Source organism: Monashia sp. HAY1-5C (genome assembly GCF_056755255.1).
On record NZ_JBPGXG010000041.1, the window covers coordinates 1 to 18,842 of the forward strand.

The following is an 18,842-nucleotide window of genomic DNA, read 5'->3' on the forward strand; positions in this document are numbered from 1 at the left end:
CACCCCAGATGTAGCTCCGTCTCTTGGGCTCGGAGATGTGTATAAGAGACAGCCCTCCCACCGAGCCGACTCCACTCCAGGCGCCTCCCCCTCAGCCACCTCATCCCGGGCAGGCGCGGTCGCGGAGGACCGTGGGCGCGCCCTCGAGGTGCGCGCCACGGGGCCGCTCGTGCTCGTCGAGGACCTGGGCCGTCCCGGCTTCGGGGACGTCGGCGTCGGCCGGTCCGGCGCGGCCGACCGCAGCGCCTACCTGCTCGGCGTCCGTCTCGTCGGTCACGCGGTCGACGACCCGGACCCCACGTCGAGGGCGTCGCCGGGTGCGCCGGCCTCGCCGGGTGCGCCGGCCTCGCTCGAGGTGCTGCTCGGGGGACTGGCGGTGCGCGCTCGCGGTGACCTCCTCGTCGCGCTGACCGGCGCGCCGGCGGCTGCGACGGTCGACGGCCGGCCGGTCGGGTTCGCCGCGCCGGTGCGGCTCGCCGACGGACAGGTGCTCGAGGTCGCGACGCCGTCCACGGGGCTGCGCACGTACCTCGCGGTGCGGGGCGGCCTGGACGTGGCCCCCGTCCTCGGTTCGCGCTCGAGCGACACACTGTCCGGGCTCGGTCCGGCGCCGGTGGCCGTGGGCGACGTCCTGCCGGTCGGCCCGGCGCCGGCCCTGTTCCCCGTCGTCGACGAGGCGCCGCAAGGTCTGGCGCCCACCGGTGACGAGGCGCTCCTCGAGGTGACACCGGGGCCCCGCGCCGACTGGTGCGAGCTCGGCGACCTGCCGGAGGTGACCTTCACCGTGTCCTCGCGCAGCAACCGCGTCGGGCTGCGCCTCGAGGGCCACCCGGTGCGGCGGGTCGACGCCCTCGCCGAGGCCGAGCTGCCGAGCGAGCCCATGGTGGCGGGTGCGGTCCAGGTGCCGCCCGGTGGTCAGCCCGTGGTCTTCCTCTGCGACCACCCGGTCACCGGGGGCTACCCTGTCGTCGCGGTCGTGACGCGTCGTGACGTGGACCGGGCGGCCCAGCTGCGTCCGGGCGACCGTGTCCGGCTGCGCTGGGCCCGGCGCTGACGGTGCCCACGGCGGCAGGCGGTGCCGCGACGGGTCCCGCGTCCCGCATTCCCACGCCGCGGGTGGGAATGGGCCGGATTCTGGACCGGCCCTGACGTCGAATAATCGGTGGTTATACATTCGATTACATGACCGTCACCGACACGTCGACCGGGCCCGCGGCCCGTCCGGCTGCCCGCCCGCCCCGCGGCGACCGTTCCAACGGCCAGTGGAAGGTCGACGGCCCGGCACCGCTCAACGCCAACGAGGTGTGGAAGCAGGAGGAGGGCGGCCTCGCGGTCCGCGAGCGCATCGAGACGATCTACGCCCGTGAGGGCTTCGACTCGATCCCGCCGCAGGACCTCACCGGCCGGTTCCGCTGGTGGGGCCTGTACACCCAGCGCAAGCCGGGGATCGACGGCGGCCGCACGGCCCAGCTGAGCGACGACGAGCTGTCGGACCGCTACTTCATGCTCCGGGTCCGCACCGACGGCCAGGCCCTGGACCCCGCCGCGCTCCGGGTCCTCGGCGGCATCTCCGAGGAGTTCGCGCGAGGCAGCGCCGACATCACCGACCGGCAGAACATCCAGTACCACTGGATCGACGTCGAGAGCATGCCCGAGATCTGGCGGCGCCTCGAGACGGTCGGGCTCGAGACGACGACCGCCTGCGGCGACACCCCCCGTGGCTTCCTCGGCAGCCCGGTGGCCGGCATCGCCGCCGACGAGATCATCGACCCGACGCCGGTCATCCTCGAGATCAAGCGCCGCTACATCGGTGACCCCGAGCTCGCGAACCTGCCCCGCAAGTTCAAGACCGCCATCACCGGGCACCCCAGCCTCGACGTGGTCCACGAGATCAACGACGTGTCGCTCGTCGGCGTCGTGCACCCCGAGCTCGGGCCCGGCTACGACCTCTGGGTCGGTGGTGCCCTCTCGACGACGCCGCGCCTCGCCGAGCGCCTCGGCGTCTTCGTCCGCGAGGAGCAGGCGGCCGACGTCTGGTACGGCGTCGTCTCGATCTTCCGCGACTACGGGTTCCGGCGCCTGCGCAACAAGGCGCGCCTGAAGTTCCTTCTCGCCGAGTGGGGTCCGGCGAAGTTCCGCGAGGTCCTCGAGACCGAGTACCTCGGGTACGCGCTGCCCGACGGACCGGCGCCCGCGCCCGCCACAGGGCCCGGCGACCACGTCGGCGTCCACGCGCAGAAGGACGGCCGCTTCTACGTCGGCGCCGCCCCCGTCGTCGGACGCGTCGGCGGCCACACGCTGACCGGCCTCGCCGACCTCGTCGAGTCGGTCGGCGCGGGTCGCGTCCGCCTCACGGCCCACCAGAAGCTCGTCGTCCTCGACGTGCCCGAGGACGGCGTCGAGACCCTCGTGGCCGGCCTCGAGGGCCTCGGCCTCAGCGCCCGGCCGAGCCCCTTCCGCCGCACGACGATGGCCTGCACCGGCATCGAGTTCTGCAAGCTGGCGATCGTCGACACCAAGGACACCGCGGCGGCCGCGATCACCGCCCTCGAGACGCGCCTGGCCGACCTCGTCGCCGATGGCTCGCTCGACACGCCGATCCTGCTCAACGTCAACGGCTGCCCGAACTCGTGCGCCCGCATCCAGACGGCCGACATCGGGCTCAAGGGCCAGATCATCACCGTCGACGGCCCGGACGGCCCGGTGCAGGTGCCGGGCTTCCAGGTGCACCTCGGCGGCGGCCTGGCCTCAGCCGACCGCGACGAGCCGGGCCTCGGGCGCACCGTGCGCGGTCTCAAGGTCCCGTCCACCGAGCTGCCCGACTACGTCGAGCGGGTCGTGCGCACCTACGTGGCCCAGCGTGCCGCCGGCGAGACCTTCGCCGCGTGGGCGCACCGCGCCGAGGAAGGAGCCCTCCAGTGACCGCCGTCCCCCTCGCCACCCCGAAGGTGCCGCGCCGGCGTCGTTCCGAGGCCGAGCTCAAGGCGATCGTCGACGACTTCAACGCGACGCTCGGTGCCGACCCGGAGCGCGAGCCGACCGCCGACGAGGTCGCGGCCTGGGCCGCCTTCCACTTCGAGGGGTCCCTCGCGGTGGCCTGCTCGATGGCCGATGCCGTTCTGCCGCATGTCATCTCGCGGTTCGCGCCCGGCGTCGACGTGCTGTTCCTCGACACCGGCTACCACTTCTCCGACACCCTCGTCACGCGTGACATCGTCGCCGAGGACCTGCCGATCACGCTCGTCAACGTCACGCCCGAGCTCACCGTCGCCGAGCAGGACGAGAAGTACGGCGCCCGCCTCTACGAGCGCGACCCGGCCCTGTGCTGCCAGATGCGCAAGGTCGAGCCGCTCGCCCGCACGCTGCCGACCTACGAGGCGTGGGTGACCGGCGTCCGCCGCGACGAGGCACCGACACGCACGAACACGCCGCTCGTCACGTGGGACGACAAGAACGGGCTCGTCAAGATCAACCCGCTCGCCGCCTGGACCTTCGACGAGCTGCAGACCTACGCGGTCGACAACCACGTCGAGGTCAACTCGCTCCTGTCAGACGGCTACCTGTCCATCGGCTGCGAACCGTGCACCCGCCGGGTCGAGCCCGGCGAGGACCCCCGCGCCGGCCGCTGGGCCGGCTTCACCAAGACCGAGTGCGGACTCCACACATGACGACGACCCTCGACACCCACACCGATGCCGTGACGCCCGCCTCGCCGGACGCGTCGGAGCGCCGCCTCGGCCACCTCGACGCGCTCGAGGCCGAGTCGATCCTCGTCATCCGCGAGATGGCCGCCGAGCTCGAGCGTCCGGCGCTGCTCTTCTCCGGCGGCAAGGACTCCGTCGTCATGCTGCACCTCGCGGCCAAGGCCTTCTGGCCGGCGCCGATCCCGTTCCCGGTGCTGCACGTCGACACCGGACACAACTTCCCCGAGGTGCTCGCCTACCGTGACGAGACGGTGGCGCGGCTCGGCCTGCGGCTCGTCGTCGCCAGCGTCCAGGACTACATCGACGACGGCCGCCTGCGCGAGCGGGCAGACGGCACCCGCAACCCGCTCCAGACCCTCCCGCTGCTCGACGCCATCAACGAGCACCGCTTCGACGGCGTCTTCGGCGGCGGCCGGCGCGACGAGGAGAAGGCCCGCGCCAAGGAGCGGATCGTCTCCCTCCGTGACGAGTTCGGCCAGTGGGACCCGAAGAACCAGCGCCCCGAGCTGTGGAACCTCTTCAACCCGCGGCACCGGCCCGGCGAGCACGTGCGCGTCTTCCCGATCAGCAACTGGACCGAGGTCGACATCTGGCGCTACATCGAGCGCGAGGACATCCCGCTCGCGCCGCTCTACTACGCGCACGAGCGCGAGGTGTTTCACCGCGACGGCATGTGGCTCGCAGTCGGTCCGTACAGCCAGCCGCGCGAGGACGAGACCGTCGAGAAACGCCTCGTGCGGTACCGGACCGTCGGTGACATGTCGTGCACCGGTGCCGTCGAGTCGCCGGCCGCGACGAACGCGGAGATCGTCGTCGAGGTGGCCGCCTCGACCCTGACCGAGCGCGGTGCCACGCGCGCCGACGACCGGATCTCCGAGGCCGCCATGGAGGACCGCAAGAAGGAGGGCTACTTCTGATGGCCACCGCCACCGCCCCCACGACCGCAGGGACCCTGCTCCGCCTCGCCACCGCGGGCTCCGTCGACGACGGCAAGTCGACGCTCGTCGGCCGCCTCCTGCACGACACGAAGTCGGTGCTGTCCGACCAGCTGGCCGCCGTCGAGCGGGTGTCGCGTGACCGCGGCCTCACCGCCGCCGACCTCGCCCTCCTCACCGACGGCCTGCGCGCCGAGCGCGAGCAGGGCATCACCATCGACGTCGCCTACCGCTACTTCGCGACGGCGAGCCGCTCCTTCGTCCTCGCCGACTGCCCCGGGCACGTGCAGTACACGCGCAACACCGTGACCGGCAGCTCGACCGCCGACGTCGTCGTCCTGCTCGTCGACGCCCGCAAGGGCGTCCTCGAGCAGACGCGTCGGCACCTCGCCGTCACGGCGCTGCTGCGCGTCCCGCACGTCGTCGTCGCGGTCAACAAGATCGACCTCGTCGACTTCTCCCAGGAGGTCTACCAGCGGGTCGACGCGCAGGTGCGCGCCGTCGCCCGCGAGCTCGGCGTCGAGGAGGTGACGACGATCCCGGTGAGCGCGCTCGACGGCGACAACATCGTCGACCGCTCGGCCCGCACCGACTGGTACGGCGGCCCCAGCCTGCTCGAGCTGCTCGAGGCGCTCCCGCCGTCCGACGACCCCGCCCACGAGTCGTTCCGCCTGCCGGTGCAGCTCGTCATCCGCCCGCAGGGCGCGGCCCTCGACGCCGCGCACCGCGACTACCGCGGCTACGCCGGCCAGGTGGCCTCGGGCGTCGTCCGCGTGGGCGACGAGGTCGTCGCGCTGCCGTCCGGCCGCCGCACGACCGTCGTCGGCATCGACCTCGGTGACCGCTCCCTCGAGGAGGCCTTCGCGCCGCAGTCGGTGACCCTGCGCCTCGCCGACGAGATCGACATCTCCCGAGGTGACGTCATCGCCGCCGCAGCGGACGCCCCCGAGCCGACGCAGGACATCGAGGCTGTCGTCTGCTGGCTCGGCGACGCGCCGCTGCGCCCCGGTCAGCGGCTGCTCCTCAAGCACGGCTCGCGGACGGTCCAGACCGCGGTGCGTGGCATCGACGGTGCCCTCGACCTCGACGACCTGCACGCCGTGCCGGCAGAGTCCTTGTCGCTCAACGACATCGGCCTGGTCACGCTGCGCGTGTCGCAGCCGCTGCCGGTAGAGCCGTACGCCGTGTCACGTCGCAGCGGAGCCTTCCTGCTCATCGACGCGCACGACGGCCGGACGCTCGCCGCGGGCATGGTCGGCGCCACCCTGCCCACCGCGCCGGAGGCGCCGTCGTCGCCCGAGGGCGACGAGGACTGGGACATCTGAGGCCCGGGCCGTGGCGTCGGTGAAGTCCGCGTTGCCGGTCGTCCTCGACCTCACCGGCCGGCTCGTCGTGGCCGTCGGCGGTGGTCCGGTCGCGGCCCGACGCGTCCGCGCCTTCCTCGACGAGGGCGCGGTCGTGCGCGTCGTCGCCCCGTGGGTCTGCGAGGACCTGCGGGACCTCGTTCGCGCTCGCGCCGTGTCCGCCGCCGGTGCCGCGGCGTCGGGCCGCGTCGAGTGGGTCGAGCGTGACTACGCCGGACCGGCCGACCTCGACGGCGCCTGGCTCGTCCACACCGCGACGGGCGAGCCGTCCGTCGACCGCGAGGTCGCCGCCGACGCCGAGGCCCTGCGCGTGTGGTGCGTCGATGCCACCGACGCCGCGGGCACGACGGCCAGCGTCGCGGCCCGCACCGACGTCACCACTCCCGACGGGCGGGTCACGGTGTCGGCCTACGCGGCCGGTGACCCGGGCCTGGCCGTGACCGTCCGCGACGGCGTCGAGCAGGCGCTCGCCACCGGGCGCCTCGACCTGCGCCGCACCCGCACGCACGGACGCCGCGGCTGGGTCGCGCTGGTCGGCGGTGGCCCCGGCGTCGACGGGCTCCTCACGGCCCGAGGGTACGAGCTGCTCGCGTCGGCCGACGTCGTCGTGCTCGACCGTCTCGCGCCGCGTGGTGTCGTCGACCGGCTGCCCGCGTCGGTGCGCGTCATCGACGTCGGCAAGACGCCCGGCCACCACCCGGTGCCGCAGTCGCGGATCAACGACGTGCTCGTCGAGGAGGCGCAGCGCGGCCTCGGCGTCGTGCGGCTCAAGGGCGGCGACCCGTACGTGCTGGGCCGCGGCGGTGAGGAGCGCGCCGCGTGCGAGGCCGCCGGCATCCCCGTCGAGGTGGTCCCTGGCGTCACGTCGGCGGTGTCCGTTCCCGCGGCCGCCGGGATCCCGGTGACCCACCGGGGTGTCGCCCGCGGCTTCACCGTCGTCACCGGCCACGACGACGTCCCCGTCCTGCCGACCGGTGGCGACCACACGCTCGTGCTCCTCATGGGCGTGACCAACTTGGCTCGTACCATGAATCTCCTTGCGACCCATGGCCGTTCGCCCGAGTGCCCCGTGGCCGTCGTCGAGCGCGGGTTCGCGCCCGACCAGCGCGTCACCGTCGGCACGGTCGCGACGATCGCCGCGCGGGCCGCCGAGGTCGGCGTCGAGGCGCCCGCAGTCGTCGTCGTCGGGGACGTCGTGCGACTCGCACCCGCGTGGGCCGGCGAGCCCGCCTGACGCGTCAGGCACACCTTCCCCGGACCGTACCGGGACCGATGACGGAGCTTCGCGCGCCGGCACCCACCTGCTGAGCACGGACCGGCCGCGTCGGACCGGCGAAGGTCCGTCATCGCTCCCGCTCGGGACCCTCGGGTCAGGCCAGCCAGACGCCGTCGCGCATCAGGGTGCGACCGGGGATCTCGTTCGCCTCGCGCCAGGCCTGGATGCGCTCCGGGCGCAGGAGGTACACCGCGTAGTCCGCTCGCTCGGTGCGCGGGTCCCAGTCGGTGCGGACGATGTACCGCTGCCACTGCTCCTCGGGGACGTCGTCGGTCGACACCTCGCGGGCCGACGCGTCGACCATGACGACGTCGCGGAACTCCCCGATTCCCAAGCGGACCCGGCCGGTCTCGCGCAGGTTGCGCCCGCACGGGGAGCCGACCGGCGTCACGACCATGATCTCGGTGCCGTCCCAGTCGAAGGACAGCGGCACGAGCCCCGGCACGCCACCACCGGCGTCCGCCGTGGCGACCCAGAGGTCGACGTCCTGCTCGAGCCGGCGACGGGTGTCGGCGACGCGCGTGGCCCGGTCCCGGGCGGGCGCCGCCGACTCCGGCGCGCTCAGCGTCGCTCCTGGATCCGGACGAGGTTGCCCGCCGGGTCGCGGAAGGCCGAGTCGCGAACGCCGTAGGGCTGGTCGGTCGGCTCCTGCACGACCTCGGCACCGGTCGCCTCGATCTTCGCGAACGCCTCGTCGAGGTCGGGCGTGGCGAGCAGGAGCGAGCCGTAGGTGCCCTTGGCCATCATGTCGCCGATGGTGCGCCGCTCGTCGTCGGTGAGGCCGGGCGTCGCCTCGGGCGGGTAGAGCACGACCGACGTGCCGGGCTGGCCGGGCGGGCCGACGGTGATCCATCGCATGCCGGCGTGACCGACGTCCATGCGCACCTCGAAGCCGAGCGCGTCGCGGTAGAAGGCGATGGCGGCGTCGGGGTCGTCCTGTGGGAGGAAGCTCGAGTGAATGCTGAGGTCCATGGCGCCCACGCTAGGCCCGCGGCGACGCGGATGCTTCTCGATTCCTGACCGGTCGCGTCACCTGCTTGGCGACGCACGGGACGAGGCCGTCGGTGGCGCCTGCCTGCTCCTGCCGGTAGACGCTCGGCGGGACCCCGACGAGCTCGGTGAACCGGGTGCTGAACGTGCCGAGCGAGGAGCAGCCCACCTCGAAGCACACCTCGGTCACGCTGAGGTCCCCGCGGCGCAGCAGCGCCATGGCCCGCTCGATGCGGCGCGTCATGAGGTACTGGTACGGCGACTCGCCGTAGGCCAGCTTGAACTGGCGGCTCAGGTGGCCGGCCGACATGTTGACCCCGCGGGCCAGCGCCTCGACGTCGAGCGGCTGCGCGTACTCGCGGTCGATGCGGTCCCGTACGCGTCGCAGCAGCGCGAGGTCGCGTCGCCGCTGCTCGTCGTCCGTCCGTGCTCCCGAACCCCTGGTCACGGACCGATCCTCGCATCTCGGCGCCGACGCGTCGGGGCTGTACCGCCCCGGAGCAGTCCGCCTGGTCCTAGAGTGCGAACCGCCGGTGCCGAACCTGGCTCGACCGACAGGGGAACCACATGAGCTCGTCCGCACCGCGCCCTGCCCACCACCGCGCCGGCGGGACGCAACGGCGCATCCGGTGGCGCCGCGCCGCGATGGTGGCCGTCCTCGCCCTGGTGGTGCCCGCCCCGGTCGCCGATGCCGCGGACACCGCCGACCTCATCTCCAGCGTCAAGCTGTACGTCGTTCTCGACGCGCAGGCGACGGGGGCGGTCGTCCCGCAGCCCGACACCCCGGCGGGCACGTCGTACACCTACGTGTGGTCGGACGAGACGGGCGAGCTGGCCCGAACCACCACCACCGCGAACGTCGCCCAGACGCCCATCGGACGGGCCAAGTTCGGGCGCACGATCGGTCTCAGCATCACGGCCACCGCCCCGGGCGGGGCCACCGAGACCGAGAACAGCGCGCCCGTGGTCGCCACCCGATGGCTGGTCGGTGGCTTGCAGTACGACGCCACCGACCGCCGGTTCGTCTGGTACTCGCCGCAGCTGCCCGCCACCTTCGACGCGGAGCTCGGCACGGTCTCGGTCTCGTACCAGTGGTCGCGGTCGGGCACTCCGATCCCCGCCGACCCCGGCGTCGACCCCTGGGTGCACGCCCGGGTCGCGGCAGATGAAGGTCAGACGCTCGGCGTCGCGGTGGTTTCGCACCAGGCAGCCACCGGGGCCGGCAGCACGTGGGCGGCTGCACCGACGCCACCGGTGGGCGTGGTGAAGGCGGCCTACGCCGCCACGGGCTCCGGCGCCTCCGGCCAGACGCTCGCCGTCGAGGTGCGACCGACCTCCTGGTACCCGGGCGACCCGACCGTCGTCCCCGAGCTGACGTGCGACCACCAGTGGTACCGCGACGGCGCGGCCCTCTACGGCGAGACGGGGCAGTACCACTACGTCCACACGATGGAGCGCGGAACGACGCTGCAGGTGCGGACGCGTTGCTCGAGCCCGGGCTACCTGTCGCAGACGTTCTGGTCGTCGAAGCTCACCGTCCCGGGCGTTCCTGCGCTCGTGTCCCTGCTCGGCAACGACGCGCTGCGAGACCTGGGGGAGTTCTGGCCGGGGATGCCCGACCTCTGGCTGAACCGGGGCCGGCCCGGCTCCTTCTCCTTCGGCGAACCCCTGAGCACGTCGTACCTGCCGACCCGGTCGATGAGCATGATCTCGCTCGCCGGGGACCTCGACGACGACGGGCGCGACGACCTCCTGGCCCGCGACTCGAAGGGAGCTCTCTGGCTCTACCCGTTCGTGCGCAACCGGGTCCGGATCGGCGCGAGCGGCTGGAACGCGATGAACCTGCTCGTCGCCGGCGGCGACTTCACCGGCGACCGCTCGGCCGACCTCTTCGCGCGGCGTTCCACCGGCGAGCTCGTGTTCTACGCCGGCCGCGGTACGCAGGGCCTGGCCGCGGGCAAGGTCGTTGCCACGAGTGCCTTCCGCTCTGCGCGGCTCATCGTGACGCTCGGTGACGCGAACGGCGACGGGCTCGCCGACGTCCACGTCGTCCGGCCCGACGGCACCCTGTGGTTCTACGCCGGCAAGGGCAACGGTGGCCTGGCCGCGCCGGTGCGGGTCGGCACCGGTTGGGGACCGATGCGCACGCTGCTCACCGGGCGTGACCTCGACCGCGACGGCAGGGCCGACCTGCTCGCACTCGACACCGCTGGACGGCTCTGGCTCTACCCGGGCAACGGCCGCGGCGGGTTCACGAGCCGCAGCCTGACCAACGCCGGCCACCCGCTCACCACGTCGATCAGCTGACGGCGGCGAGGATCCGGTCGATCCGGGCGAGGGTCACGGGGTCCTCGGGGATCTCGAGGAACCACGCTGCGAGGCGGTCGCGCTCGGGCCCTTCACCGGCCCCGACCCACCGCGAGCACGCCAGCTGTCCGATGTGCGCCTGCTCGGCCACGAGCATCGAGAAGTGGCCCCGACGCGTGACCCTGCCGGGGCCACCGGCCGCGCGGTAGGCGTCGTGCAGCAGGCGGGCCCGGGTCGGGTCGTCGGCGCCGAACTCGAACAGCACCATGGCCAGCTCCTGGCTCGGGTCGGCCGGGCCGAGGTTCTCGAAGTCGATGACGCAGACGTCGCCGTCGGTCGTCGCGAGCACGTTGTCGGCCCAGAGGTCCCGGTGGCAGACCCGTGGCGCCTCGTGCGGCTCGATGACCCGCTCGACGGCTACGAGGTCGTCGAGGAGCGCGTGCAGCTCACCGGCGAACGGGGCGCCCGCGTCGGCGACGCGTCGGGCGAGGTCGCGCCAGCTCTGCTCCCCGGCTCCGGTGGCGAACCAGTTGTCCACCGGGTCCTCGGTGCGCCGTGCCGCCCGATGCAGGAGCGCGACGGTCCGCCCGACCGCGCCCGGGTCGAGCGAGCGCGTCCTCGGACGCAGGCCGACCCACTCGAAGACACGCACCACGGTGCCCGCCACCTCGGCGGCCACCCGACCGTCCGTGGTGCGCAGCACCTCGGGTGTGCGGACGCCGAGTGCCCTTGCGGCGTCGACGAACTCGGCGTCCCTACCGACGTCGTTGAGCCTGGGCGCGGCATACCACTCCTTGACGGCGAACGAGCGCGCCCCGGCGTCGAGCCGCCAGACGCGGCCGAGCCGTCCCCGGGCCACCGGGCCGTTCAGGGTGACGGGCTCGCCAGCACGCGCGAGCCCGAACGCTGCCGCGATGGCGTCACCCTCGGAGCCCTCGATCATGGCGATCCCCCTGTGCCGCAGGCCGGTCGGACGGTCAGGGAACGAGTCGCCAGACCGCGACCGACACCGTGGCCACCGCCAGCCCGAGCGAGGACCAGCCGAGCGGCGTGCGCCCACCACGGCCTCGACCGAGCAGCAGCAGGACAGCAGCGAGCACGGACAGGACGGCGGCCACGACGGTCTCCTCCGGGCCGTCGTCGATGGTGCGGATGAGGATCGTGTCGGTCATGCCGTGCCGGGTGAACTCCCCGAGCACCCGGAGCAGGACGAACACCCACCAGCCGACCGCGATCCAGAACAGGGCCACGCCGAGCTGCTCGAGGAGCGGGTCGGCGGTCGGGTCTGCCGTGCGGGCTGCAGGACGCGCCGGGTCCGCCGGCCAGGCCGGGCGGCCGGCGTACGGGTTGGGCGGCGCGGGTGGGGCCGCCGGTCCGGCGGGCACCGGCACGGTGAACTGCTCGTCCCACACGGCCGTGGTGCGGTCGGGCCGGTCGCCGGCGTCGCTCATGCGCTCAACGTACCTCCGGCGGCTCACTCGGTGGCGGCGCGACGCTGCTCCTCGTCGAAGGCCAGGTGGAGACCCGCCTCCTTGGCCGAGGCGCCCGCCGCGACGGCCGACCGGGTCAGCCCGATGTTGCGCGACGTCGCGGCCATCGCGGCGGCCACCCGCCCGCGGCCGTAGGTCATCGAGTGGGTGGCCGCCACGCCGATGCTCGAGCCGACCTCGATGGCGTCCTGGTCCGCGCCCATGTAGAGGAACTGCCACGAGTACTCGGACATCTGCCGCTCGATGAGGGCCTTGACCTGGGCGTGGGTCAGCTCGCGCGAGGAGTTCTCGTGCCCGTCGGTCATGATCCCGACGATGACGACGCCGGGACGCTGGTCGTCCGGGAGCGCCGCGAGCCGCTCGCCGGCCTCGCCGAGCAGCCGCCCGATGGAGTCGAGCAGCGCCGTCGAGCCGCGCGGCTGGAGCCGCAGCGACGGCACGTCGGCCACCGGCACGTCGCGGTAGACCTCCTCGTACCGGTCGTCGAACTGCGCCAGGGTGACCCGGCACTCGCCCGGCTGGGCGCGCTGCTCGGCGATGAACGCGTCGAATCCGCCCTCGGTGTCGTCCTTGATCGACTGCATCGACCCGCTGCGGTCGAGCAGGAAGTAGAGGTGCGTGAGGTTCGGGTTCGTCATGGCGGGCTCCTCGGCTCGATGTCGGGTGGTCGGGTGGTCCCCTCAGTCGGTGCTGCGGCGGGCGCGGAACCGCAGCGGGCGGGCGGACGCGTCGGGGGCGGGACGATGGCGTCCCTCCTCGAGGTCGTAGCGGGCGCGCTCGACGCCCGCGGCGGTGACGCGGCCGGCCTCGGACCCGTACGCGCCGAGCAGGTGCGTGCGGGCCAGGCGGGGGCCCACGGCGTTCTCGGACAGGCCGGCGAGTGCGCCGGCCGTCCGGATGGTGCCGCCCTCCGCGACGAGCACCGCGGCCATCGCCTCGTCGACGGCGGCGGTCAGGTGCTCCTGCGCGGCCCGCAGCAGGGGCAGGGCCTCGAGGGGTCGGGACGCGTCGGTGCGGTCGAGCGCCTCGCGCGCGGCCTCGATGGTCGTGCGCAGGGCCTGCTCCGTCTCCATGGGCAGGGGTGGGCGCCGGTCGTCGCTCATTCACCCACGGTAGGCGCAGTTACTGCGGCACCGCAAGAGCTGGGGCTAGCCGACCGACTGCAGGCGGTCGAGGGCCGCGACGTAGCGCCGCGCCATCCACCGTTGACCCGCCCGCGCCACGGGGCCGCCCAGTCTCGCCGCGGAGGAGCCGGGCCGGGAGACCGCGGAGACGGTGAACCGGAGGCTGCCATCGGCGTGCCGTTCGAGGACGAACCGCTCCTCGCCCCTCTCGGGGTGCCCGGGCAGCGTGCCGTACGCGAAACCGCGCTTCCCGGGTTCGTCGAAGACCTCGACGACCCGGCAGGGGACCCGGATGCCGAGCCACCCTCCCAGGCGCAGCTCGACGACGGAGTCGAGCTCCGCGAACGGCTCCGACGCCCGCACGCGCAGGCCGGCCCGGTCGTGGACCCGCCACCCCATGAGGTCCGCGACCGCGGCGTCGAAGTCCCGGCGCTGCAGGCACCGCGAGACCTCGAGGGCGTGGTAGCCCGGTGGTGGCCGGTCGGCGACGACCACGTCCCGCGGGTAGGTGAGGTCGGCAGCCCGCAGGGCGGCTGCGCGCTCCTCGGACAGCGGCCGGACGGCCATGCCCCATCCTGCCCCGCGGGTGGCCGTCAGCCGCGGTGCAGCCCGGGCTGGACGACGCGGCGGGTCGACGCCGGATGCGTCTCGAGCCCGGCTGAGGGGCGGTGCGGTCGGGGCTGGAGGTCACCGCCGCAGTTCGGACACGTCCCACCCAGGCAGGCGTCGACGCACCGCGCGCACCAGGTGCACTCGTAGGTGCAGATCATCGCCTCGGTCGACTCGGGTGGCAGGTCGACGTCGCAGCACTCGCAGTTCGGTCGCAGCTCCAGCATGTCGGCAGTCTCGCAGCGAGGACCGGCGCCGCTGGCGTCGGGCCACCGGGCGCCAGGGCGACCGGGCCGCCGGGCGACCGGGCCTCAGGGCGACCGGGCTGCCGGGCCGCCGGGCCACCGGGCCACCGGGGCGGCGGTGGTCCCTCCCTCGCTACGTCACTGCTCACTCTGAGTGAGCAGTGACGTAGCGAAGCGGCCTCGAACCCCCCGGTCAGTGGACGCCGACGGTCTGACGCTCGACCTCGATGAGCGCGACGACGCGGCGCAGGCGCCGGTCGTACGGCTGGCCCGTGTAGGCGACGGCGAGCCGGTCGACGATCGTCCACGCCTCGTCACCCTCGAGCCACTCGACGACCCGGCCCCGGATGGCGACCGGGGTGAAGGCGTCGTCCGCCGGTGCCACGGACAGCGCGACCCGGGCGTCGCGGCGCAGGTTGCGGGCCTTGCGCGAGTCCGGCCCGGTGAAGACAACGACCGCGTCGCCCTGCGTGCCGACGAAGACCGGGGTGACGTGGGGCCCGCCGTCGGGCAGGACCGTCGCCAGGTGTGCGATCGGTGCGGCCTCGAGAGCCCGGCGTACCTCGGGCTCGAGCGCGCTCATCGGGACACCGCGTAGTGCAGGTGGGTCACGCCGGGGGCGGCGACGGCCTCCAGCAGCCTCAGGTCGACGTGCGTGGGCAGCTCACCGAAGAGGCGGCGGCCCGCACCGAGCAGGACCGGCACCTGGTGCAGGATCACCTCGTCGACGAGGCCGGCGGCGAGTGCCGCCGTCGCGACCCCACCGCCCATGACGGCGACGTCCTTGTCCCCGGCGAGCCGGCGCGCGACCGTCACGGCGTCCGCGATTCCGGTGGTGACGAGCGTCTGGCGCTCGTGGTCGGCGGGCAGCGGCCGGTGGCTGACCACGACCATCGGTGCGGTGGGGTGCGGGGCGCCGCCCGCTGCCCAGCCCGAGTCGTCGTACGTGTTGCGCCCGACGAGCGAGACGCCGACGCGGGCGGCGGCGGCATCGAAGACGCGGCGGCTGGGCTCGGTCAGTGAGAACCCGTCGAAGACGGTGCTCCGGGTGTCGCCGTCGACGTACCAGTCGAAGAGGCGGGTGCCGTCGCCGAGCCCGCGCCCGGTGCCGGGGTCGCGCCCGGTGATGTAGCCGTCGACCGAGACCGAGAGTGCCACGAGGACCTTGGTCATGTCGCTGTCCTTTCGAGTTCCTTCAGGAGACTCCACGACCGTAGCAGTCAAAGTTCCCTGAGGGAACCCCAACTGCTAGGTTGGCAGGATGCAGCGGACGAACTTCGGCGAGATGGCCTGCTCCATCGCGCGCACCCTCGACGTCATCGGCGAGCCCTGGTCGCCGCTCGTCCTGCGCGACGTGTGGGTGGGGCTCACCCGCTTCGAGCAGCTCCAGGCCGACCTCGGCATCTCGCGCAAGGTCCTGACCGAGCGACTCAACCACCTGGTCGAGCACGGCGTCCTCGAGCGCCGGCCGTACGACCGGCGTCCCCGGTACGAGTACGTCCTCACCGACAAGGGCGTGGAGCTCGTCGACCTGCTCATGGTCATGGTGGGTTGGGGGGACCGGTGGCTCGCCGGGACAGCGGGCCCCCCGGTCCTCTACCGGCACCACGCGTGCGGCGAGGTCAGCAGCGTCGACCTGCGCTGTGCGCACTGCGGGGAGGCGATGCACGCCCGCGACGTCGACGTGCTCCCCGGACCCGGAAGCGCAGCCTGACGCGCCGACGCCGAGACGGCCCGGGCGGCGTGGAAGGCTTTGCGCCTCCCGCGCGTTGGACGGCACGTGAAGAAGATCGGCTTTCTGTCCTTCGGCCACTGGAGCCCGACGCCGCACTCGCAGACGCGGTCGGCGTCCGACGCGCTGCTCCAGTCGATCGACCTCGCGGTGGCCGCCGAGGAGCTCGGCGCCGACGGCGCCTACTTCCGGGTCCACCACTTCGCCCGCCAGCTCGCCTCGCCGTTCCCGCTCCTCGCGGCGGTCGGTGCCCGCACGAGCCGCATCGAGATCGGCACGGGCGTCATCGACATGCGCTACGAGAACCGGCTCTACATGGCCGAGGACGCCGGCGCGGCCGACCTCATCGCCGGCGGCCGGCTCCAGCTCGGCATCAGCCGCGGCTCACCCGAGCAGGTGGTCGACGGGTTCCGCTACTTCGGCCACGAGCCCGAGGGCGGCGACCACGCCGCGATGGCGCGCCGGCACACCGAGATCTTCCTCGACGTCCTGTCCGGCAAGGGTTTCGCCGAGCCGAACCCGCGTCCGATGTTCCCCAACCCGCCGGGCCTGCTGCGCGTCGAGCCACACTCCGAGGGGCTGCGCGAGCGCATCTGGTGGGGTGCCGGCAGCCGGGCCACGGCCGAGTGGACCGCCCAGCAGGGCATGAACCTCATGAGCTCGACGCTGCTCACCGAGGACACCGGGGTGCCGTTCCACCAGCTGCAGGCCGAGCAGATCCAGCGCTTCCGCGACGCGTGGAAGGCGGCCGGTCACGAGCGCGAGCCGCGGGTCTCGGTGAGCCGCAGCGTGTTCCCCATCGTCAGCGACCTGGACCGTGCCTACTTCGGCCGCGAGTCGGCCAGCCGCGACCAGGTCGGGGTCATCGACCGCGGCACGGCACGGTTCGGCAAGACGTACGCCGGCGAGCCGGAGCAGCTCGTCCGCGACCTCGGCGAGGACGAGGCGATCGCGGCAGCCGACACGTTGCTGCTGACCGTGCCGAACCAGCTCGGCGTCGACTACAACGCACACGTCATCGAAAGCGTGCTGACGCACGTGGCGCCCGGACTCGGTTGGCGCTGAGGTAGATCCGCGTCGAGCTCCTCGTCAGGGCTCCCAGACAGCGGCGTCGTGGGCGAAGACGACGCGCCGCGGGTCGAGCTCGAGGATGCGCGCCATCCACGGGCTCGGCTCCGGCAGAGGGGGTTCGTGCCCGAGCGTGGCGGCCTGCGCGGCGAGCGCGTCGGCCGACCAGGCCGAGGCCGTGTCGTGGGCCTGACCGGCGAGGACCACGGTGCCGTCGTCGCAGCGCAGGAGGACCGACTGGTGCCCGTCGACGTGCCCCGGCGTCGGCACGACGTGCACGCCGGGAGCGATCTCGGCCTCGCCGTCGAGCAGCTCGTAGCGGGCGCCCTCGAAGTCGACGAGGGCATCGACGGTGTAGTCGCCGGCGCGGGCCGTCTCGAGCTCGCGTCGCTGACAGTGGATCGGTCGGCCCGCGAACATCGGGTTGCCGCCGACGTGGTCGAAGTGCAGGTGGCAGTTGACGACGATGGCGACGTCGTCGACCCGGACGCCGACCGTGGCGAGCGCGTCGGCCACGTGCACGCGGCGCGGCCGGTACCACGCGTCGGTCTCGGCGTCCGCCGCGCCGAGCCCGGTGTCGAGGAGCAGCAGCCCCGCCGGCGTCCGGGCGAGGTAGCCGTACACGGCCTCGACCCGCGGGCTGCCCGTTCCCGTCTCCTCCGGTGGACGCACGAAGGTGCCGAGCCCGACCCGCACGACGTCGTCCACGCGCATGGCCCCCACCCTAGGAGGAGATGTCCTCGAGCGCCGCTCGTCAGGAGCGGCGCAGCAGCTCCTCGAGGGCCCGCCGGTACGCCGCCTCGGCCACCCGCGCGACGACCGGCCCGAACACGTCCGGCACACCCCGAACGCGGATCCGCTGCCGCCAGCCGACGACGCTGCCCGTGGCGCTCGGGGTGACGCGCAGCGTGATCCGTCCGGTGACGACGTTGCCCTCCTTGCGGATGCGCGCGATGCCGGGGTCGTGCGCAGTGGGCGGCGCGTAGCTCTCGATGACCATGGGGTCGTCGAACCCGATCGGACCGAGCCCCGTGCGGGCCACGAAGCGCGCACCCGCCCTCAGCCGGGTCGGCTCCAGCACCTCGCCCGAGACGGTCGTCAGGGGGATGACGGCACCGTGCGTCCGCAGGTCGAGGACGCGTCGCCAGGCCTCGGGGGCGGGCAGTGGCGAGTCGATGGTCACCTCGAACCGGGCCATGCCGCCAGTGTGGCCCACGACGGAGCGGACCGCCCGAGGTTGCGCCGCAGGCAGGATGTGACCCGGCAGGCCCCCGCGGGTACTGAAGGCCTGTCGTGATCCGATGGGAGGACGTGCTGTGGGGTTGGAGTGCGTCGTCCTGCTCGACGAGCGAGGTGAGCCCGTCGGGTCGGCCCCCAAGCGCGACGTTCACCACGCCGACACCCCGCTGCACCTCGGGTTCTCCTGCTACGTCCTCGACGCGGACGACCGCCTCCTCGTCACGCGCCGGGCCACGTCCAAGCAGACCTTCCCCGGGGTGTGGACCAACTCGTTCTGCGGCCACCCGCTGCCCGCTGAGCCGCTCGCCGCGGCCGTGCGACGGCGGGCGTCCCACGAGCTCGGCCTCGAGGTCGGTCCCGTGACGGTCGTCCTGCCCGACTTCCGGTACCGCGCGGAGACGGACGGCGTCGTGGAGCTCGAGCTGTGCCCGGTGACGACGGTCCGGGTCGAGGCCGACGTGCCCCTCGCTCCCCTGGCCGGCGAGGTCGAGGAGTGGGAGTGGGTGCCGTGGCGGGAGTTCGCGGACGAGGTCGTCGCGGGCCGACGCACGGTGTCGCCGTGGTGCGTCGAGCAGGTCGCACGACTCGCCGACCTCGGCCCGCCGGCGTCGTGGCGCGGTGACGCCCGCCGGCTGCCGCCGGCGTTGCGGCCCCCGCACGTCCCGGCCCGCCCCAGCGGCGTGACGGCACCGGACGCGTCGACCTCGAGCGGCCGGCAACCCTCGACAGCACCCTTGCCCGGGGCCCTCCCGTGACCGA

Annotated in this window: 23 protein-coding genes; 10 read left to right on the forward strand and 13 right to left on the reverse strand. The window is 73.6% G+C overall.

Annotated elements, in window-relative coordinates; genetic code table 11:
* Positions 1-169 precede the first annotated feature (169 nt).
* The 6 genes from ACR9ZK_RS08505 to cobA all read left to right on the forward strand — a co-directional run bounded on the left by ACR9ZK_RS08505 (position 170) and on the right by cobA (position 7,237).
* The gene (locus ACR9ZK_RS08505) at positions 170-1,054 is read left to right on the forward strand and encodes a 5-oxoprolinase subunit C family protein (protein ID WP_481341495.1); all 885 of its coding nucleotides are present in this window, start codon (positions 170-172) and stop codon (positions 1,052-1,054) included.
* Between the two features lie 128 nt (positions 1,055-1,182).
* Positions 1,183-2,922, forward strand: a complete 1,740-nt coding sequence (locus tag ACR9ZK_RS08510) for a nitrite/sulfite reductase (RefSeq protein WP_481341461.1) — start codon at positions 1,183-1,185, stop codon at positions 2,920-2,922.
* Positions 2,919-3,668 (forward strand): phosphoadenylyl-sulfate reductase, encoded by a 750-nt coding sequence (locus tag ACR9ZK_RS08515; RefSeq protein ID WP_481341462.1) that lies wholly within the window; start codon positions 2,919-2,921, stop codon positions 3,666-3,668. Before ACR9ZK_RS08510 ends, ACR9ZK_RS08515 begins: the two co-directional genes overlap by 4 nt.
* Positions 3,665-4,621, forward strand: a complete 957-nt coding sequence (gene cysD, locus ACR9ZK_RS08520) for a sulfate adenylyltransferase subunit CysD (RefSeq protein WP_481341463.1) — start codon at positions 3,665-3,667, stop codon at positions 4,619-4,621. The genes ACR9ZK_RS08515 and cysD overlap by 4 nt, the downstream gene beginning before the upstream one ends.
* On the forward strand, positions 4,621-5,964 hold the full coding sequence (locus ACR9ZK_RS08525) for a sulfate adenylyltransferase subunit 1 (protein ID WP_481341464.1): 1,344 nt from the start codon (positions 4,621-4,623) through the stop codon (positions 5,962-5,964). Before cysD ends, ACR9ZK_RS08525 begins: the two co-directional genes overlap by 1 nt.
* Before the next feature lie 19 nt (positions 5,965-5,983).
* The gene (gene cobA / locus ACR9ZK_RS08530; RefSeq protein WP_481341496.1) at positions 5,984-7,237 is read left to right on the forward strand and encodes a uroporphyrinogen-III C-methyltransferase; all 1,254 of its coding nucleotides are present in this window, start codon (positions 5,984-5,986) and stop codon (positions 7,235-7,237) included.
* Positions 7,238-7,373: 136 nt separating this feature from the next.
* Here cobA and ACR9ZK_RS08535 read toward each other — a convergent pair whose 3' ends face one another.
* The 3 genes from ACR9ZK_RS08535 to ACR9ZK_RS08545 are packed head-to-tail and all read right to left on the reverse strand — an operon-like array spanning position 7,374 to position 8,717.
* On the reverse strand, positions 7,374-7,844 hold the full coding sequence (locus ACR9ZK_RS08535) for a pyridoxamine 5'-phosphate oxidase family protein (protein WP_481341497.1): 471 nt from the start codon (positions 7,842-7,844) through the stop codon (positions 7,374-7,376).
* Positions 7,841-8,251 (reverse strand): VOC family protein, encoded by a 411-nt coding sequence (locus ACR9ZK_RS08540; protein ID WP_481341465.1) that lies wholly within the window; start codon positions 8,249-8,251, stop codon positions 7,841-7,843. Before ACR9ZK_RS08540 ends, ACR9ZK_RS08535 begins: the two co-directional genes overlap by 4 nt.
* A gap of 10 nt (positions 8,252-8,261) precedes the next feature.
* Positions 8,262-8,717 (reverse strand): helix-turn-helix transcriptional regulator, encoded by a 456-nt coding sequence (locus ACR9ZK_RS08545; RefSeq protein WP_481341466.1) that lies wholly within the window; start codon positions 8,715-8,717, stop codon positions 8,262-8,264.
* Between the two features lie 119 nt (positions 8,718-8,836).
* Between ACR9ZK_RS08545 and ACR9ZK_RS08550 the strand changes: the two genes are divergently transcribed.
* Entirely contained in the window at positions 8,837-10,576 is a 1,740-nt protein-coding gene (locus ACR9ZK_RS08550) for an FG-GAP repeat domain-containing protein (protein WP_481341467.1), read from the forward strand.
* Here ACR9ZK_RS08550 and ACR9ZK_RS08555 read toward each other — a convergent pair.
* From ACR9ZK_RS08555 to ACR9ZK_RS08590, 8 genes are all read right to left on the reverse strand, one after another.
* Positions 10,569-11,519, reverse strand: a complete 951-nt coding sequence (locus tag ACR9ZK_RS08555) for a phosphotransferase enzyme family protein (protein WP_481341468.1) — start codon at positions 11,517-11,519, stop codon at positions 10,569-10,571. The two genes, ACR9ZK_RS08550 and ACR9ZK_RS08555, sit on opposite strands and share 8 nt — an antisense overlap.
* 34 nt (positions 11,520-11,553) lie before the next feature.
* Positions 11,554-12,027, reverse strand: coding sequence for a hypothetical protein (locus tag ACR9ZK_RS08560; RefSeq protein WP_481341469.1), 474 nt, complete (start codon positions 12,025-12,027; stop codon positions 11,554-11,556).
* A 23-nt stretch (positions 12,028-12,050) separates the two neighbouring features.
* The gene (locus tag ACR9ZK_RS08565; RefSeq protein ID WP_481341470.1) at positions 12,051-12,704 is read right to left on the reverse strand and encodes a VWA domain-containing protein; all 654 of its coding nucleotides are present in this window, start codon (positions 12,702-12,704) and stop codon (positions 12,051-12,053) included.
* A gap of 42 nt (positions 12,705-12,746) precedes the next feature.
* Positions 12,747-13,169: a hypothetical protein gene (locus tag ACR9ZK_RS08570; protein ID WP_481341471.1), complete on the reverse strand. Its 423-nt coding sequence runs from the start codon at positions 13,167-13,169 to the stop codon at positions 12,747-12,749.
* A 45-nt stretch (positions 13,170-13,214) separates the two neighbouring features.
* Positions 13,215-13,757, reverse strand: a complete 543-nt coding sequence (locus ACR9ZK_RS08575; RefSeq protein ID WP_481341472.1) for a DUF1990 family protein — start codon at positions 13,755-13,757, stop codon at positions 13,215-13,217.
* A 26-nt stretch (positions 13,758-13,783) separates the two neighbouring features.
* Positions 13,784-14,026: a DUF1272 domain-containing protein gene (locus ACR9ZK_RS08580; protein ID WP_481341473.1), complete on the reverse strand. Its 243-nt coding sequence runs from the start codon at positions 14,024-14,026 to the stop codon at positions 13,784-13,786.
* A 211-nt stretch (positions 14,027-14,237) separates the two neighbouring features.
* The gene (locus ACR9ZK_RS08585; protein WP_481341475.1) at positions 14,238-14,627 is read right to left on the reverse strand and encodes a TIGR03618 family F420-dependent PPOX class oxidoreductase; all 390 of its coding nucleotides are present in this window, start codon (positions 14,625-14,627) and stop codon (positions 14,238-14,240) included.
* A complete protein-coding gene (locus ACR9ZK_RS08590; protein ID WP_481341476.1) occupies positions 14,624-15,217 on the reverse strand; it encodes a dihydrofolate reductase family protein in 594 nt (197 codons plus the stop codon). Before ACR9ZK_RS08590 ends, ACR9ZK_RS08585 begins: the two co-directional genes overlap by 4 nt.
* Before the next feature lie 88 nt (positions 15,218-15,305).
* Between ACR9ZK_RS08590 and ACR9ZK_RS08595 the strand changes: the two genes are divergently transcribed.
* The gene (locus ACR9ZK_RS08595) at positions 15,306-15,758 is read left to right on the forward strand and encodes a winged helix-turn-helix transcriptional regulator (protein ID WP_481341477.1); all 453 of its coding nucleotides are present in this window, start codon (positions 15,306-15,308) and stop codon (positions 15,756-15,758) included.
* A gap of 66 nt (positions 15,759-15,824) precedes the next feature.
* Complete coding sequence (locus ACR9ZK_RS08600) at positions 15,825-16,841, forward strand: LLM class flavin-dependent oxidoreductase (RefSeq protein WP_481341478.1); 1,017 nt, start codon at positions 15,825-15,827, stop codon at positions 16,839-16,841.
* A gap of 24 nt (positions 16,842-16,865) precedes the next feature.
* Here ACR9ZK_RS08600 and ACR9ZK_RS08605 read toward each other — a convergent pair whose 3' ends face one another.
* Positions 16,866-17,558 carry an MBL fold metallo-hydrolase gene (locus tag ACR9ZK_RS08605; protein ID WP_481341479.1) on the reverse strand — a complete coding sequence of 231 codons (693 nt, stop codon included), beginning with the start codon at positions 17,556-17,558 and terminating at the stop codon, positions 16,866-16,868.
* A 40-nt stretch (positions 17,559-17,598) separates the two neighbouring features.
* Positions 17,599-18,042 (reverse strand): SRPBCC family protein, encoded by a 444-nt coding sequence (locus tag ACR9ZK_RS08610; RefSeq protein ID WP_481341480.1) that lies wholly within the window; start codon positions 18,040-18,042, stop codon positions 17,599-17,601.
* Between the two features lie 103 nt (positions 18,043-18,145).
* Between ACR9ZK_RS08610 and idi the strand changes: the two genes are divergently transcribed.
* A complete protein-coding gene (idi, locus tag ACR9ZK_RS08615; RefSeq protein ID WP_481341481.1) occupies positions 18,146-18,838 on the forward strand; it encodes an isopentenyl-diphosphate Delta-isomerase in 693 nt (230 codons plus the stop codon).
* Positions 18,839-18,842: the final 4 nt, after the last annotated feature.

Bases quoted from the DNA above. Each gene is read 5' to 3' on its own strand.
- ACR9ZK_RS08510 (WP_481341461.1), top strand. From the start codon at position 1,183: ATGACCGTCACCGACACGTCGACCGGGCCCGCGGCCCGTCCGGCTGCC.
- cysD (WP_481341463.1), top strand. From the start codon at position 3,665: ATGACGACGACCCTCGACACCCACACCGATGCCGTGACGCCCGCCTCG.
- ACR9ZK_RS08525 (WP_481341464.1), top strand. From the start codon at position 4,621: ATGGCCACCGCCACCGCCCCCACGACCGCAGGGACCCTGCTCCGCCTC.
- ACR9ZK_RS08540 (WP_481341465.1), bottom strand. From the start codon at position 8,251: ATGGACCTCAGCATTCACTCGAGCTTCCTCCCACAGGACGACCCCGAC.
- ACR9ZK_RS08550 (WP_481341467.1), top strand. From the start codon at position 8,837: ATGAGCTCGTCCGCACCGCGCCCTGCCCACCACCGCGCCGGCGGGACG.
- ACR9ZK_RS08555 (WP_481341468.1), bottom strand. From the start codon at position 11,519: ATGATCGAGGGCTCCGAGGGTGACGCCATCGCGGCAGCGTTCGGGCTC.
- ACR9ZK_RS08560 (WP_481341469.1), bottom strand. From the start codon at position 12,027: ATGAGCGACGCCGGCGACCGGCCCGACCGCACCACGGCCGTGTGGGAC.
- ACR9ZK_RS08565 (WP_481341470.1), bottom strand. From the start codon at position 12,704: ATGACGAACCCGAACCTCACGCACCTCTACTTCCTGCTCGACCGCAGC.
- ACR9ZK_RS08570 (WP_481341471.1), bottom strand. From the start codon at position 13,169: ATGAGCGACGACCGGCGCCCACCCCTGCCCATGGAGACGGAGCAGGCC.
- ACR9ZK_RS08575 (WP_481341472.1), bottom strand. From the start codon at position 13,757: ATGGCCGTCCGGCCGCTGTCCGAGGAGCGCGCAGCCGCCCTGCGGGCT.
- ACR9ZK_RS08580 (WP_481341473.1), bottom strand. From the start codon at position 14,026: ATGCTGGAGCTGCGACCGAACTGCGAGTGCTGCGACGTCGACCTGCCA.
- ACR9ZK_RS08585 (WP_481341475.1), bottom strand. From the start codon at position 14,627: ATGAGCGCGCTCGAGCCCGAGGTACGCCGGGCTCTCGAGGCCGCACCG.
- ACR9ZK_RS08590 (WP_481341476.1), bottom strand. From the start codon at position 15,217: ATGACCAAGGTCCTCGTGGCACTCTCGGTCTCGGTCGACGGCTACATC.
- ACR9ZK_RS08595 (WP_481341477.1), top strand. From the start codon at position 15,306: ATGCAGCGGACGAACTTCGGCGAGATGGCCTGCTCCATCGCGCGCACC.
- ACR9ZK_RS08605 (WP_481341479.1), bottom strand. From the start codon at position 17,558: ATGCGCGTGGACGACGTCGTGCGGGTCGGGCTCGGCACCTTCGTGCGT.
- ACR9ZK_RS08610 (WP_481341480.1), bottom strand. From the start codon at position 18,042: ATGGCCCGGTTCGAGGTGACCATCGACTCGCCACTGCCCGCCCCCGAG.
- idi (WP_481341481.1), top strand. From the start codon at position 18,146: ATGGGAGGACGTGCTGTGGGGTTGGAGTGCGTCGTCCTGCTCGACGAG.